This window comes from Polaromonas sp., assembly GCF_039932935.1.
Lineage (GTDB): Bacteria > Pseudomonadota > Gammaproteobacteria > Burkholderiales > Burkholderiaceae_C > Polaromonas.
In genome coordinates, this window is the sequence record NZ_JBDTPB010000140.1 from 42031 (window position 1) to 56312 (window position 14282).

Consider the following 14282-nt stretch of genomic DNA (forward strand, 5'->3'; position numbering starts at 1 on the left):
GAGTGCCTTCAATGCCGCGCCGGCAGGCGCACGGTAAAACAGGTCCCTGAACCCGCGCTGCTGCGTACCTCAATGGTGCCGCCATGAATATCCACGGCGTTGCGGACAATTGCCAGACCCAGGCCGGTTCCCTGGATGTTGCCGACATTGCTGGCACGATGGAATGACTCAAACAGATGGGGCAGTTCCTCAGGCGGAATGCCGATGCCTTCATCGACGACTTCCATGACCAGGGTATCCCTGTCGGTGTTCACCGTGAAGCGCACAAGACCACCCAGCGGCGAATACTTCACCGCGTTGGACAGAAGATTGCTGAAAATGTGCCGCAGGAGTTTTTCGTCATACAGGCCTTGTTCCGTACTCGCGACGTAATCGAGCTGCAGCTCGCACAGGCTGTCCGGCAGCTGGATGCGCGCCTCCTCCACCAACTGCTCGCAAAGCCTGCGCAGGTCCAGCGGATGCGGCTCAAATTCCAGCATCTGGGCATCAGCCTTGCCCAGCAGCAATACGCGGTCCAGCATGCCCGTCATGCGCTTTACGCCAGCGGCAATGCTGTCCAGAATTTCCAGCTTCTCCGATTCAGGTAGCCGGCTTCCGTAGTGCCTGAGCAATTCTTCGGCAGAAAGAATGCCCGATAGCGGGGTGCGGAACTCATGGCTGGTCATGGCGACGAAACGGGTGCGAAGCTCATTGAGCGCCTTTTGCTGCTCAAGGGCTTCCCGCGTGTCTTCTTCGGATTTTTTGCGTTCAGTGATATCCAGAAAAGCCCAGATCACCCCGGAATCGGGGTCATTGGGCTGGATACAGCTGCCAGCCATTTGTACCCAGAACAGCTGGCCATCTCGTCTTCTGAGCTGGCGCTCGCTGATGTAACTGCCGCTGGCGATCAGCGTTTCACGCGCTTCCTTGCCAAACTGCTCCCATGTGGCAAGGTCGGGATGGATATAGCTGGAGGGCTGCCCCATCAGCTCTTCGCGCGGGCTGCCGATCATTTGGGCGAATTTTTCGTTCACCCACTCATGACGCCGGCGCACCGACAGCACAATGCCGACCAGCGCACTGTTAAGAATGGCTTCGCGTTCAGAGGATGTGCGCAGCAGCTTGGCTTCGAGCTCCTTGCGCTGGGTGATATTGATGATCACCCAGACCGTGCCCTGCGACAGGTCGCGCCCGGCAACCGACTTCCCCGACAACGACACCCAGATAAGCGTGCCATCAAATTGCCGCACCTGAATTTCGGCTTCGTAGTTTTCGCCGCGACCGATGCACGCGGCAACATCGCCGCCGACCTGCAGATACTGCTCGCGCGACAGGTAAAAGGGCTCCATCGACGTCAGCGGGTTGCTGCCGGCGCCGAATACCTTGAGCATCGCCTGGTTCGCCCAGCGAAAGCGGCCATCCGGTGTCAGGAAGGCAATGCCCACAATGGAATTTTCCAGGATCATTTCGCGCTCTTTCAGCAAGGTGCGAAAGTTTTCCTGTGAAACGCTCAAGGCTTCTACCATCGCCTGCTCGGCCGTGATGCGCGCCTGGGCCTGCTCTTTCTCCTGCCGGGTGACATTGATACGATCAGCCAGGGCAAACGACAGCACGACCATTTCCAATGCCGAGCCGATCAGCAGGGAGTTGGCCGTGAGGGCATTGGACGGCAGCACACCGGTGTTGTGCAGCGCCAGCGTGACCACGCCCACCAGCAGCAGCGCCCAAGCCGTCAGGAAATACCGGGCGCCGGGGTGCCCCCTGCGCAGGCTCAGTAAACCCACCACCACCAGCAGGGTGACACTGAAAACTGCCAGGACGGTCACCATCCAAGACGACACCACGTAGGGCATCGTGAAAGCAGCCACCAGCGCCAAAAGCCAGCCAGCCACCAGCGCCTGCATGAAACGGTCCAGGCGCGGCATCGTGAGCGCACTGGACAGAAAACTGCGCGCAAATAGAATGCCAAAAGATGCGGTTGCGGCCATGCCTGCCGGGGGCGAAATGCTGTTCCACCAGGTAAGGCCCGGCCAGATGAATTGCGCGCCAAAGCCTGTCAATGCCGCCTGCGCGATGGCCATGCAGCCGACAAACGCCACATAAATCAGATAGGCCCGGTCGCGCACCGAGAAAAATAGCAGCAAGTTGTAAAGAAAGAGGCCGATCAACAGCCCAAAGTAAAGGCTGATCGTGGCGTACTCCGTCTGGTCGTGCCGCCACAGCGCCGCGGGCTGCCAAAGGCGAACCGGTGCAGACACCGTGCCTTCCGACGTCACGCGCAGATAAATGGCATTGGCGGCGTCGGGCTTGAGCCGCACCGGCATCACGTGGTTGCGATGCACCACAACCCGATCGGCAAACGGCAGGAGATCGCCCCCTACTTGCCCCACAAAGTCGCCCTTGCCGTCGGGCGAATACAACTCCAGCCGGTCCAGGGGTGGATAGGCCAGTTCCAGCATCCAGTCGGCGGGTGCGTGGCGATCGGTCCGCAGGTTCACGCGCAGCCAAATGGCCGAACGGGTCAAACCAAAATTGGTGGCTGAGCCGGTTTGCGGCACCGGCTGAAAACGCGCCTGCGCCGCTGGTTCCAAAATATCCGCCAGTGTCAGTTCACCATCTATGTCTTCAAGGTAGTCGAATGATTGCGACAGGACATATGTGTCGTCGTTGCCGACAGCGACTTCCCCTGCTGCTGCGCGCTCCGATACGGGTGCCGCAGTCTGCGGCTGAGCCCAGGCGAAAAGCCCTGTGCCCGCCAGCAGCGCGGCAAGCAGGACCTGACGCGGATATCGGGTCCAGCCTGTCATGGGGCATCCGCCTGCTGCGGCGCCGCTTTGCGCCTTTGCACCTGTCCCGGGGAAGCGGGGGAAGCCGGCACCCGGCCTGCAGCGTGCCGCTGGCCATTGCAGACTTCATGGCTGATTGCCAGGTTTTCCACATGGCTGTTGCCGCCCTCGCTCAGCGGCTGGATGTGTTCCAGAGTGGCAGCTTGCTGCGTGACATGCTGGCCGCATACCCAGCACGGCACCACCCCATGGAGCTGACGCGCCACGGTTTTGTAGATTTTGTCCCGGGTATGCCCCAGCCTGCTCACGGCAATGTTTTCATCTGGCAGCCGCTCCGGGGTGGCAGCCTTGGCCCAGCACGCATCGAAACGCTCCTATTCGAGCTTCGCTGGCCGCGTGTCAGCAGGCTGGATGAAGGAGTCTTCCCACTGTGTGGCAAAACGGTCATTTTTTTCCACACGGATGCCGCCAGTACCATCGGGGTTGAAGCCAACATTGCGGGTGGCTGCCGCCGGCGAGGCTTCGGGCTGGTTGTCCTTGTTGAGCTCTTTCAGGGCGGCATCCTTGGCAGCCTTCACACGCTGCTTGGTAAAGGCGTCCAGGTCGGCGTGAAAGCTGCTGTCGCCACCGCGTGTTTCCTGGGCTTCCTGTACCAGTTCCTCGGGCATTTCACCCAGGAAAGCCGCGCGCATGGCACTGGCAGTAGGAGGCCGGCTGGCCTTCACGGACGTGTAGGCAATGCCGCAGTCCGACAAGAGGGTTTCCTTGAGCTCGCGGGTGGCGCGGCTCACTTCCCGCTTGCCGCGCAAGTCCACACAGCCAACCACCTTGCCGTCCAGCGTGCAAACGGTGAAGGTCGTGTACACCCCGTTGAGCAGCTCCAGCAAGCGCTCATTTTTTTCCTTGTCTTTGTCCTTTTCCTTGCCTTTTTCAAGCGGAATGGTAAAGCGAAGCACCGGCAGCTTGACCATCACCGCATGGTCGTGAAAGGTGCTTCTGAGCCACTTCCAAACCTCGTATTCGTCATTGGTGACCACTCCGCGCGCGCGCAATGGCCATTTGTGGGGTATCCGAAGGTTCGCGCCGGCTTCTTTACGCAACCAGGCGGCATACAGCAAAACACCCGCAAGCGCGCCCACGGCGACACCCACCAGCGTCATCAGCCATGAAATCAGGTTCAAGATGTGGTTCTCCTCTATGGTTGGGTAGCGCACCAAGGCGCACAGTGCAAACAGGCGGCCCATTGAGTCACAGAACGGACGCCCTGTTGACTCACGCTGGCGTCCCGATGCGCTATTAAAACAGGTTTTTAACGTCCGCACGGATATTTGAGGCACAAAAGAGCCCCCAGCCCAGCCCCGACGTGCGCAAGCAGCTATGTATTTCATAGCATTCAAGGTTGATATAAACCTCATCGGCAGTACGAATTGCCGATGGCCTTTGCCACGCAGGCCCCGAATCGGTATGCTCGATTTTTTGCAGGAGCCCTCCATGCCACGCAAGACCGCCCAGGACTTTGACCAGGAACTGCTGATTCTGTTTGATGCCTACGTCCACGGCACGCTGGACCGGCGGGGGTTTCTGGAGCGGGCCCAGAAATTTGCCACTGCCGGCCTCACGGCAACAGCCTTGCTGGCCGCGCTCAGTCCCGACTTTGCGGCAGGGCAGCAAATTCCCAGGGACGACAAGCGTATCAAGACCGAGATGGTCAACTACCCCTCGTCCGCCGGTTCCGGCACGGTTAAGGGCTACCTCGCCAAACCCGCCAATGCCACAGGCAAACTGCCAGGCGTGCTGGTCATCCACGAAAACCGCGGCCTTAATCCGCACATTGAAGACATTACCCGCCGGCTGGCGCTGGACAACTTCATCGCCTTTGCCCCCGACGCACTCACCCCCTTGGGCGGCTACCCCGGGGACGAAGACAAGGCACGCGAGTTGTTTGCCAAGCTGGACCAGCGAAAGTGCGTGGAAGACTTCGTAGCCGCCACCACTTACCTTAAAGGCCGCGATGACTGCACCGGCAAGCTGGGAGTCGTCGGCTTCTGCTACGGCGGCGGCATGACGCACATGCTGACCACACGGCTTCCCGAACTCAACGCAGCCGTGCCCTTCTACGGAAACCTGCCGGCCGCGGAAGACGCGGCCAAGGTCAAGACGCCCTTGCTGATTCATTTTGCCGCCGTGGATGAGCGCATCAACGCGGCGTGGCCCACCTATGAGGCCGCCCTCAAGGCGGCGGGTGCAAGTTATACGGCCTACCAGTACCCGGGTACGCAGCACGGTTTCAACAACGACACCACCCCTCGCTACGATGCCGCCGCCGCGAAGCTGGCCTGGGACCGGACGCTGGCGTTTTTCAACAAGCAGTTGCGCACAGGCTAGGCGCCGACCGGCCGAGTGGCAGGCAGCGCGCACGGGAGGCCTGGAAAACGGGGCCCCGGCATGGGATTTGCAGGCGTTAACATGGTGCACTTTTCGCCCAGGCCTTCCGATTCGGGGGCCCAAGCTGTCCTTCATTCCTTTTTCCGGATTCCACCATGAAACTCCTTCATAAAATCGCGGCCACAGTCGGTTTGCTCACGCTGGCCCTCGGTACGGCACAAGCCCAGAACCGGGAGCTGGTCGTCGGCTCCAGCGCCACCTACCGCCCGTTCGCCTATGAAAGCCCGACCAAGGAAATCCTCGGCTATGACGTGGACATGATCAAGGCCATCGCCCAGAAGGCGGGCCTGCAGATCAAGATCGTCAACACCCCCTGGAGCGGCATCTTCGCCGCGCTCAACAACGGCGACGTGGACCTGGTCATCTCGGGCGTCACCATCAACGACAAGCGCAAGCAGTCCTACGACTTCACCACGCCCTACTTCGAAGCACGCCAGCTGATCGCCGTTCACAGCAACAGCACGGCCAAAGGCCTGAAAGACCTGGCCGGCAAAAAAATCGGCGTGGTCACCGGCAGCACCGGCGACGACATGGCTTCGCGCGAATTCGGCAAGACCAATCCCGACATCCGCCGCTTTGAGAGCACCCCCGTGGTGATCTCCGAGCTGGTCAACAACGGCCTGGACGCCGCCATCGGCGACAACGGCGTGATCGCCTTCCGCACGCAGGACCACAAGCAGCTCAAGACCGTGAGCGACGCCGGCTTTCCAAAGGAATACTTCGGCATCGTCGTGAAGCAGGGCAACAAGGACTTGCTGGCCAAGTTGAACGCGGGCCTTGCCGCCGTGAAGGCTGACGGCAGCTACGCCACCATTTACAAGAAGTGGTTCCAGGCCGACGCTCCCGCGTTGCCTGCCCAGTAAGCACCGGAACACTCCTTTATGGAACACGTCCTCTGGTTCGGCTGGTTCCGCGCCGACATCATTGCCGAGTACAGCGTGCTGTTTTGGCGCGGCCTGCAGATGACCATCATGGTGACCTTGATCTGCATTGCGCAAGGAACCTTGCTGGGTCTGGCCGTCGGCATGGCACGCGTGGCCGAATCCCGCCACTCCCCTGCCCGACAGCTCTGCAAATACGCCCTGCGCTGGCCGTCTACCGTCTACGTCAGTTTTTTTCGCGGCACACCGCTGTTCGTGCAGATTCTGCTGATTCACTTCGCGGTGTTGCCGCTCTTCATCAACCCCACCGATGGCCTGATCATCTCGGGTGAGACGGCACGCAACATCAAGCAAAACTACGGCGCCTTCCTCTCTGGCATCGTGGCGCTCACGCTCAATGCAGGCGCCTACATTTCCGAGATCTTCCGCGCCGGTATCCAGTCGATTGACAAGGGCCAGGTGGAAGCCTCGCGATCCCTGGGCATGTCGTTTCCACGCACCATGTACCACGTTGTGCTGCCGCAGGCCTTCCGGCGCATGCTGCCGCCGTTGGGCAACAACGCCATCTCTTTGCTGAAAGACTCATCGCTGATCTCGGCCATCGGACTGGCCGAGCTGGCCTACGCCGCGCGCACCGTCGCCGGCGCTTATTCACGCTACTGGGAGCCCTACCTCACGATCTCCGTCATGTACTGGGTGCTGACGCTGGGCCTGGCTTACCTTGTCAAAAAACTGGAGGCTCGTTATGGACGAGGTGATTCGCGTTAACCGGTTGACCAAACAGTTTGGTCATCTCCCGGTGCTGCGCGGTATTGACTGCGCGATCAAGGCCACCGAGGTCGTCTGTGTCATCGGGCCTTCCGGCTCGGGCAAAAGCACCTTCCTGCGCTGCCTGAACGGGCTGGAAGACGCCACCGGCGGCGAAGTGCTGGTGCACGGCGTGTCGGTGCACGAGCCCAAAACCGACGTCGACGCCCTGCGCTCGGAAATCGGCATGGTGTTCCAGCGCTTTAACTTGTTCCCGCACAAAACCGTGCTCGAAAACATCACGCTGGCACCCACCAAGGTGCGCAAGCTGACAGCGCTCGAAGCGCGCAACCGCGCCAGCGAGTTGCTGATCAAGGTCGGGCTGCTCGACAAGATCGACGCTTACCCGAATCAGCTCTCGGGCGGGCAGCAGCAGCGCGTGGCGATTGCCCGGGCACTGGCCATGCAGCCGCGCATCATGCTGTTCGACGAGCCCACCTCAGCGCTAGACCCCGAAATGGTCGGTGAAGTGCTTGCGGTGATGCAGGCCCTGGCCGAAGAAGGCATGACCATGGTGGTCGTCACCCACGAAATGGGCTTTGCCCGCCAGGTCGCTGACCGCGTGGTGTTCATCGATGAAGGCCTTGTGATCGAGGAAGGATCGCCTGCGGACATCTTTGATAATCCGAAAGAAGAACGGACGAAGCGCTTCCTGAGCAAGGTTCTGTAAGCCAGACGCGCCCGGCGTACGGCAGCGCGCTTCTTCACGAAAACCCAGCCATCCATGCTTGATCGATGACCGCAATACTTCGGGCCGTCCAGGCTGACATCACCCGGCTGTCGGTAGACGCCATCGTCAATGCTGCCAACTCATCCCTGCTGGGCGGCGGCGGTGTCGACGGCGCCATTCACCGCGCAGCCGGCCCCGACCTGGTTCATGAATGCCGCCTCCTCGGCGGCTGCAAAACCGGCGAAGCCAAAGCCACCAGAGGCTATCGCCTCGCCGCCAAATACATCATACACACGGTAGGCCCGGTCTGGCGCGGCGGCGCCAACGGCGAGCCCGAGCTGCTGGCGTCCTGCTACAGGCACTCCATCGAAGTGGCGGCCGCCCAAGGCGTTTCTTCGCTGGCCTTCCCGAGCATCAGCACCGGCATCTATGGCTACCCGATAGAACTCGCCGCCGGTGTCGCGGTTTCCACCGTGCGCAAATCCTTGCAGCACCCCTCCTCCTTGACAGAGGTGGTGTTCTGCTGTTTCTCAATGGATGACCTGGCGGTCTACCAGCAGGTGCTGGACAAGGCGGCCTGACCCCGGGGTCTCGTATGCCAGAGCTTCCCGGTCTGGGTCCGACGGCATTCACCATTTTTTCCTATGTTGTCTGCGTGAAACTTGCGGCCAGGCTTTATCGCCGTACGCAACTGGGCTGGACGCACGCCTGCGTTTTTGCCGTTGTCCTGTTCATTGTGCTGTTCGCTGTCGGTGCGGCTGTCAGGTCGCTGGGCGACAACTCAGACCCGATAAACCAATCTCTTGCGGACATTGCCAGCGGCCTGGTGGCACAGCTGGGTCTGGGCGCCTGGCTGCTCGGGTCGCGAGCCAGAACAACGGCAGGTGCGCCCCTTGAATTGAAAGGCGGAGCCCTGCTCGCCCTCATGACTTATGGGCTGGTTTTTTCCTTGTCTTTTGCGGCGGCCATCGCGCTGCCCCTCTTTGCCCGTCTGGCAGGCAACCACACTTAAGCTCAATACCCCGGCACATTCAACAGGCGCGCCAGGTAATCAAAGAAGATGCAGTACAGCGCAATCGGCAGCGGCAGGCCCAGCAGGGTTCCCACCAGATAGTCACGAAATTTGACGCCCGACATCGCCAGCGCGTAGTTGAGCGCCGGAACCGTCTGCAGCAGCAGACGCAACATCACGATGCCGGCCACCGGCCGCGCATCCAGCTGCGCAAGGACGCGTTGCGCCCAGCGGCCCTTGATCTGCCGCAAGGCATCGCCGCCCAGCAACCGTATCAGCCAGAAGGTGAAAGCACACGAAATGACGGCCGCAAGGTAGGTCGCCACGCCACCCCACACCTCGCCCAGGGCCAGTACGGCGGCGGCCAGAAAGATCCAGCCCGGAATCTGGATCAAATTGCCCAGCGCGAACAGCGCGATGAAAATCAGCAGCCCGCTGAACTCGTTGTCCAGGAACTTCTGGTGCAAAAACGCCAGACTGAAATTGCCCCGCAGGCCGGAGAGCTGAAACACCAGCAGCAAAAGGCCCAGAAAGGCCAGCACGGCGAACAGGCGTTTATAGCGGTGCATCTCTCAACTTGTTGCAGGTTTGTGGCGGGATGCAGCTGATTCTAGGGCGCCGAGAAAATCCGGCCGTACCAGACCCCCAGCTTCACCTGCTGCAAATAAATTTCGTCACGCTGTAAGAAGTGCCCATCCCGTCCGACCAAACCCCAACACGCAGCAAAACTGCGGCGGAAATCCTGGCCACTCCGCCCTTCACGGCGCTGCTGCCAGGCCTTGCATGCCGGCACGAGGAGCATTTGATGAAACCGATTGAGCAACCCATCCACCCCGGCTGGCTGCGCGCCATGCATTGGCTCAATGCGCTGGCCGTGCTGGTGCTGATGCTGAGCGGTTGGCGCATCTACAACGCGACCGCCTTCCTGGGCTTCAGCATCCCCAAGGACCTGACGCTAGGCGGCTGGCTGGGCGGTGCGCTGCAATGGCACTTTGCGGCCATGTGGCTGCTGTTCTTTAACGGCCTGCTCTACCTGGCGTTCAACATCGTCACGCGCAGGCTCTTTCACAAATTCTTCCCGCTTTCCCCCAGGGCGCTGGTCACCGACTTGCTGGCGGCCCTCAAAGGCAAGCTGGCCCATGCCGACCCCAGCCACTACAACACAGTGCAGCGCCTGGCCTATCTTTTCGTCATGGTGGACAGCATCCTGCTCGTCGTTTCGGGCCTGGTGCTCTGGAAGTCGGTGCAGTTTCCGCTGCTGCGCGAACTGATGGGCGGCTACGAAGGTGCCCGCCTGGTTCACTTTTTCGCCATGGCGGCGCTGGCCGCATTCGTCGCAGTTCACCTGGTGATGGTGGCGCTGGTGCCGCGCACCTTCGTGTACATGGTTCGCGGCCGCTGACCGGCCGCACTACCCAACCGTCGCAAGGATTACCCATGATCATCAAGCCGCCTTCCCGCATGGACATTGACAGTGCCGCCGTGCTGGACGAAGCCGTTTCGCGCATTGCCCACGCCCGCAAGCTCGGCACAGGCCGCCGCAATTTTTTACGCACCTCGCTCACGCTGGGCGGCCTTTCCATGCTGACCGGCTGCACACTGGACGACAGCGAAAGCGTCAACGCCGCTCTCAGCAAAATCTCGCGCATCAACGACGAAGTGCAGGGCTTCCTGTTTGATCCCGATCGCCTGGCGCCCACCTACCCCGAATCCATGATCACCCGGCCTTTCCCCTTTAACGCCTATTACGGCGAAGACGAAATCCGGGAAATCGAGGAAAGCAGCTACCGGCTGGAAGTCACGGGCATGGTGTCCGACAGGCGGAAATGGGCACTGCCCGAGCTGCGCGCCATGGCGCAGGTGGACCAGGTCACCCGCCACATTTGTGTGGAAGGCTGGAGCGCCATCGGCAAATGGGGGGGCGTGCACTTCGGCAGTTTCCTGCGCCATGTGGGTGCGGATCTGAGCGCGAAGTACGTCGGCTTCAAGTGCGCCGACGACTATTTCACCAGCATCGACATGCCCACCGCGCTGCATCCGCAAACCCTGCTGGCGCTGACTTACGACGGCCAGCCGCTGCCGCCCAAATACGGCTTCCCGATGAAGCTGCGCATGCCCACCAAGCTGGGCTACAAAAACCCCAAACACATCCAGGCGATTTTTGTCACCAACACCTACCCTGGAGGCTACTGGGAAGACCAGGGCTACAACTGGTTCGGAGGTAGCTGAGCGCCGCTCAGAGACCCTGCAACGCCGGCAATCATTTCACGATTGCCTTTTCAACAACCCATCCATTTATTACCACTCAAGGACAACATCATGAACAAATTGACTGCCTCCCTCCTGTCTGCCTGCATGCTCTTCGCCGGCGGCAGCGCCATGGCGCAAGACGCGATGAAAAAGGACGCCATGGGCAAAGACGCTATGGGTAAAGACGCCATGGCCAAAGACGGCATGAAGAAGGACGCAATGAAGAAAGATGCGATGGCCAAGGATCCGATGGCAAAAGATGCCATGGGTAAAGATGCCATGGCGAAGGACGGCATGAAGAAGGACGACAAAATGGCCATGGCCAAAAAAGACAAGATGAAAAAAGACCACATGGCCAAGGACGCCATGGGCAAGGACGAGATGAAAAAGTAAGGTCAGCGAAGGCCTCCGCGCTTTTTCCGCTTTTCCTTATCCGGGGGCTTGGGCTTCGGTCCACCCCCCCACTCGAGCTTCTCCGCAAATCAGCCCCGGGGCGACTTCCCATTTGGGGATTTCACAAGTTTCTTGAAAGAAACCTCGTTTCAACCCAATACCAGCCAGCGCAAGCAGCTATCAAATAAGTAGCGCCAACATCGAACGGTGAGACCCTGCAGGTGCCGCACCCAGCCGGCATTTGGGCCCTGGCGTCATTACCGCTTCTAGCGCTCTGCAGCCGCATCCATGAAAAATCGCACCCGTTCCACATCGGCAGGATGCGACGCAAAGGCAATCCCCAGCCACGAGTCCTGATCAGGCAATGTTTCACCGGGTTTGCCGTCTTCAGAAGCCCGCCCGGACTGGCCCGCTTTGCCTGCGTCCTTCTTTTCATCGTTCTTTTTGGCGGCGATCCGCTCGAACAGGGTCACCATCACCGCGGGTGAAATCCCTGCAGCTTTCAGGATGCGCACCGACTCCTGGTCGGCTTCACGCTCGGCATCGCGCGAGTAGCTTGCCTGCCCCAGCAACACCGGCACGCCCGCCAGCACGGTGCTGAAGTCGCCCACCACCATGGCTGCCAGCCCGCCCAGCGCGGTCACTTGCACCAGCATGCGCAGGCCATGGCGGTGCCGCACATGGCCCAGCTCGTGTGCCAGCACGGCAGTAATGACCTTGTCGTCCCGCCCCACCAGTTCCACCAATTCGTCGGTCATCACCATCGTGCCGCCCGGCAAGGCAAATGCATTCGGGCCGATGCGGCTTCGGCGAAACACCAGTTGCCAGGACGGCACGCTACCCGCAGGCATGGCACCGACTGCTTTGGCGAACGCTTCCCGCAGGCGGGCCTGCTCAGCGGCCGCCAGGCGGCTGGGCCGCATCAGGTGTTCGTCAATCGCAGCCAGCGAGGTTTCACCCAGCTTGCTGTCAACGCTTAGCGGCGTCACCGCTACCACGGCACGGGCCGCCACCGGCAAGCCCCATTGCTGTATGGCCACCAGCAGCAACACCAGTGCCAGCGCACTCGCCATGACCCAGCGCCAGCTTTGCTGCATGGTCACGACCAGCGAATCGCCACGCCCGCTGCGGCTGCTCCAGTCATCCCAGGCAGCGGCTTCGGCACATTGCACGGAGCCGCCTTCAGTGAAATGGGCCACACGCAGGCCGTAGCGGGTGCGTTCTGGCCACTGCACCTTGCGCAGCGGCACGCTGAGGTGAAAGTTCTCACCATGAACAAGCAGTTGGTCGCCTTCCACCTGCAGTGTCACGGGGCGTGCGCGACCATTGGTGCCGTCAAAGTAACTGGCAGAAAGCGTAGGCGCCTGGCTTGACTGCATGCGCGTCAAAACCCGATGTCGAGGCCAAACAGATCGCCGCCGGCTTCACCGGCTGCGTCGCCTTCCACCGGTTTGACATGGCTCAGCAGCGTGTCGGGGTTTACACGCGTCTTGACCGTCACAGCTTGCAGCCGCATGCGGGCCATGGCCACTGCAGCAAACGGCCAGTAAAGCCTCAAGGTCAGCATCATCAGCAACCAGTTTTTCAAAGTCAGCCACAGCAGTGAGCTGAAGCGCAGCTGGCTGACAAAGCGCAAGGAAACATTGCCGGTGCGTGTCCACACCAGGTTCTGGAAGCGCGAGGTCGCGTAAGGCTTGACCAGCACCATCACGGTGACCATAGCGGCAAAAAAACCGAGCACGGCAACCATGACAATCAGGCCGGTGGAAGACCGGGACAGTGTGCCGCTGGTCTTCATCGCGTAGACAGCGCCTGCAGCCAAACCGACGGGCAGCAACAGCGGCAGCACCATCATGCCAAGAACCTTTAAAAACAATTTGTAGAACGAGCCCAGCGTGGCCTTGAAGGTGGTTTGCAGTGACGCCAGCGCGTAATGGTTGTGCTGATACTGCTTGAGGTTCCAGAGCAACCAAGGCAACACGGCCAACGAGGCCAAGCCCACCACGCCGACAGTCCACACATACCAGAGCGGCGGTTTCTCAGGGTTGCTGACCTGCGTCAACGCGCCCAAAATTACCAAGCTGGGAATAAACAGGGGCAACACGGCTCGATAGGCATCACCCAGCGAACCCCTGAAGGCGAAGCGCAGCCCGCGCCAACTGGTGTTGGCCATTCGGAACTGCATGGAGGACTTGAGCAGTGCCGGCCAAAGCGCTGCCACGATCAGGAAAGCCACAAAACCGGCGATCGGCGAAAACTGCCCCGCGATGGAATACAGCATGAACAGCAGGCCAACCAGCAAATAGCCCTTGAGCAGTTTGGTGGGGTCGGCATGGAACCCCAGCGGCTCACCGCCCACTACCGTGTTGCCATAGAAATAGCGCAGGCGCCGCACCTTGGCCCAAGGGTAATAAATGCCAAAGGTGACCAGAAGCAACAGCAGGTTGACGATCCAGATCCTGAAGTATTCGCTTCCGGATCCGGTGAAATCAATGCTCAGCTGTGTAGGAGATCCGTCGACTGGCAGCGTCGGCGTGCCATGGTTCAGTACTGGTTCGCTCAAAAGTTCCTCCCGGATCACTGGTTGTTATAGGGTGCTGCGCACCTTCGAATAATGTAACGCCCCTGAGTGGCCGGGGCGTAGGTGCCGCCCAAGGTCGGCGCACACCCACCTCAGGCCAATGGAGTCGCGCAGTCAGACATGCGCGGGCTCAGCCATTGCTCGTTTGTGGTCAATTGTGGCCAATACACACCGGCTTGAGCCATTGGGCTGCGGCATCACAGGGCTCCATGCAGCGCAGATGAACATCGGCCCACATCACCATCGCGACTTCTTCGAGCTGGAGGGTTTCAACGGTACGCCATCGCTGACGAAGCCTTTCGGCGCATCGGACAACCCATTCGTTTTGCGTGATTGTTTCCATGGGTAAATCATAGTTGATGACTGTATGCATGTACAGTATTATTGTTCTTCAAGAGACTAAACAGAACATCCCAACCGAGGGAACACCATGCAGCTTCAACCTCACCCGCCACCCCGAGTACCCGTCACGCCGTTC

General features: G+C 60.5%; 16 protein-coding genes. 9 read left to right on the top strand and 7 right to left on the bottom strand.

What is annotated here, in order from left to right:
• Positions 1-8: 8 nt before the first annotated feature.
• The 3 genes from ABI546_RS20690 to ABI546_RS20700 form a co-directional block, all read right to left on the bottom strand.
• Positions 9-2786, bottom strand: coding sequence for a 7TM diverse intracellular signaling domain-containing protein (locus tag ABI546_RS20690; RefSeq protein WP_348049759.1), 2778 nt, complete (start codon positions 2784-2786; stop codon positions 9-11).
• On the bottom strand, positions 2783-3073 hold the full coding sequence (locus ABI546_RS20695; protein WP_348049761.1) for an HNH endonuclease signature motif containing protein: 291 nt from the start codon (positions 3071-3073) through the stop codon (positions 2783-2785). Before ABI546_RS20695 ends, ABI546_RS20690 begins: the two co-directional genes overlap by 4 nt.
• 66 nt (positions 3074-3139) lie before the next feature.
• Positions 3140-3946 carry a DUF2726 domain-containing protein gene (locus tag ABI546_RS20700; protein ID WP_348049763.1) on the bottom strand — a complete coding sequence of 269 codons (807 nt, stop codon included), beginning with the start codon at positions 3944-3946 and terminating at the stop codon, positions 3140-3142.
• Positions 3947-4256: 310 nt separating this feature from the next.
• Here ABI546_RS20700 and ABI546_RS20705 point away from each other — a divergent pair, with 310 nt between their 5' ends.
• The 6 genes from ABI546_RS20705 to ABI546_RS20730 all read left to right on the top strand — a co-directional run bounded on the left by ABI546_RS20705 (position 4257) and on the right by ABI546_RS20730 (position 8580).
• Entirely contained in the window at positions 4257-5150 is an 894-nt protein-coding gene (locus ABI546_RS20705) for a dienelactone hydrolase family protein (protein WP_348049765.1), read from the top strand.
• 155 nt (positions 5151-5305) lie between these two features.
• Positions 5306-6073 (top strand): basic amino acid ABC transporter substrate-binding protein, encoded by a 768-nt coding sequence (locus tag ABI546_RS20710; protein ID WP_348049767.1) that lies wholly within the window; start codon positions 5306-5308, stop codon positions 6071-6073.
• An 18-nt stretch (positions 6074-6091) separates the two neighbouring features.
• Positions 6092-6859 (top strand): amino acid ABC transporter permease, encoded by a 768-nt coding sequence (locus ABI546_RS20715; RefSeq protein ID WP_348049769.1) that lies wholly within the window; start codon positions 6092-6094, stop codon positions 6857-6859.
• Positions 6837-7568: an amino acid ABC transporter ATP-binding protein gene (locus ABI546_RS20720; protein WP_348049771.1), complete on the top strand. Its 732-nt coding sequence runs from the start codon at positions 6837-6839 to the stop codon at positions 7566-7568. Before ABI546_RS20715 ends, ABI546_RS20720 begins: the two co-directional genes overlap by 23 nt.
• A gap of 65 nt (positions 7569-7633) precedes the next feature.
• Entirely contained in the window at positions 7634-8149 is a 516-nt protein-coding gene (locus tag ABI546_RS20725) for an O-acetyl-ADP-ribose deacetylase (protein ID WP_348049773.1), read from the top strand.
• Positions 8150-8163: 14 nt separating this feature from the next.
• On the top strand, positions 8164-8580 hold the full coding sequence (locus ABI546_RS20730) for a hypothetical protein (protein WP_348049775.1): 417 nt from the start codon (positions 8164-8166) through the stop codon (positions 8578-8580).
• Between the two features lie 2 nt (positions 8581-8582).
• On the opposite strand, the gene ABI546_RS20735 is transcribed toward ABI546_RS20730, so the two are convergent.
• Positions 8583-9149: a VTT domain-containing protein gene (locus ABI546_RS20735; RefSeq protein WP_348049777.1), complete on the bottom strand. Its 567-nt coding sequence runs from the start codon at positions 9147-9149 to the stop codon at positions 8583-8585.
• A gap of 236 nt (positions 9150-9385) precedes the next feature.
• On the opposite strand from ABI546_RS20735, the gene ABI546_RS20740 reads away from it, so the two are divergent.
• The 3 genes from ABI546_RS20740 to ABI546_RS20750 all read left to right on the top strand — a co-directional run bounded on the left by ABI546_RS20740 (position 9386) and on the right by ABI546_RS20750 (position 11223).
• Positions 9386-9982 (top strand): cytochrome b/b6 domain-containing protein, encoded by a 597-nt coding sequence (locus ABI546_RS20740; protein WP_348049779.1) that lies wholly within the window; start codon positions 9386-9388, stop codon positions 9980-9982.
• 35 nt (positions 9983-10017) lie between these two features.
• A complete protein-coding gene (locus tag ABI546_RS20745) occupies positions 10018-10809 on the top strand; it encodes a molybdopterin-dependent oxidoreductase (RefSeq protein WP_348049781.1) in 792 nt (263 codons plus the stop codon).
• Between the two features lie 90 nt (positions 10810-10899).
• Entirely contained in the window at positions 10900-11223 is a 324-nt protein-coding gene (locus ABI546_RS20750; RefSeq protein ID WP_348049783.1) for a pentapeptide MXKDX repeat protein, read from the top strand.
• 266 nt (positions 11224-11489) lie between these two features.
• Here ABI546_RS20750 and ABI546_RS20755 read toward each other — a convergent pair whose 3' ends face one another.
• The 3 genes from ABI546_RS20755 to ABI546_RS20765 all read right to left on the bottom strand — a co-directional run bounded on the left by ABI546_RS20755 (position 11490) and on the right by ABI546_RS20765 (position 14177).
• Positions 11490-12602: a M48 family metallopeptidase gene (locus ABI546_RS20755; RefSeq protein WP_348049785.1), complete on the bottom strand. Its 1113-nt coding sequence runs from the start codon at positions 12600-12602 to the stop codon at positions 11490-11492.
• Between the two features lie 5 nt (positions 12603-12607).
• Positions 12608-13786 (bottom strand): YjgN family protein, encoded by a 1179-nt coding sequence (locus tag ABI546_RS20760; protein WP_348049787.1) that lies wholly within the window; start codon positions 13784-13786, stop codon positions 12608-12610.
• A gap of 169 nt (positions 13787-13955) precedes the next feature.
• Complete coding sequence (locus ABI546_RS20765) at positions 13956-14177, bottom strand: hypothetical protein (protein WP_348049789.1); 222 nt, start codon at positions 14175-14177, stop codon at positions 13956-13958.
• Between the last annotated feature and the right edge of the window lie 105 nt (positions 14178-14282).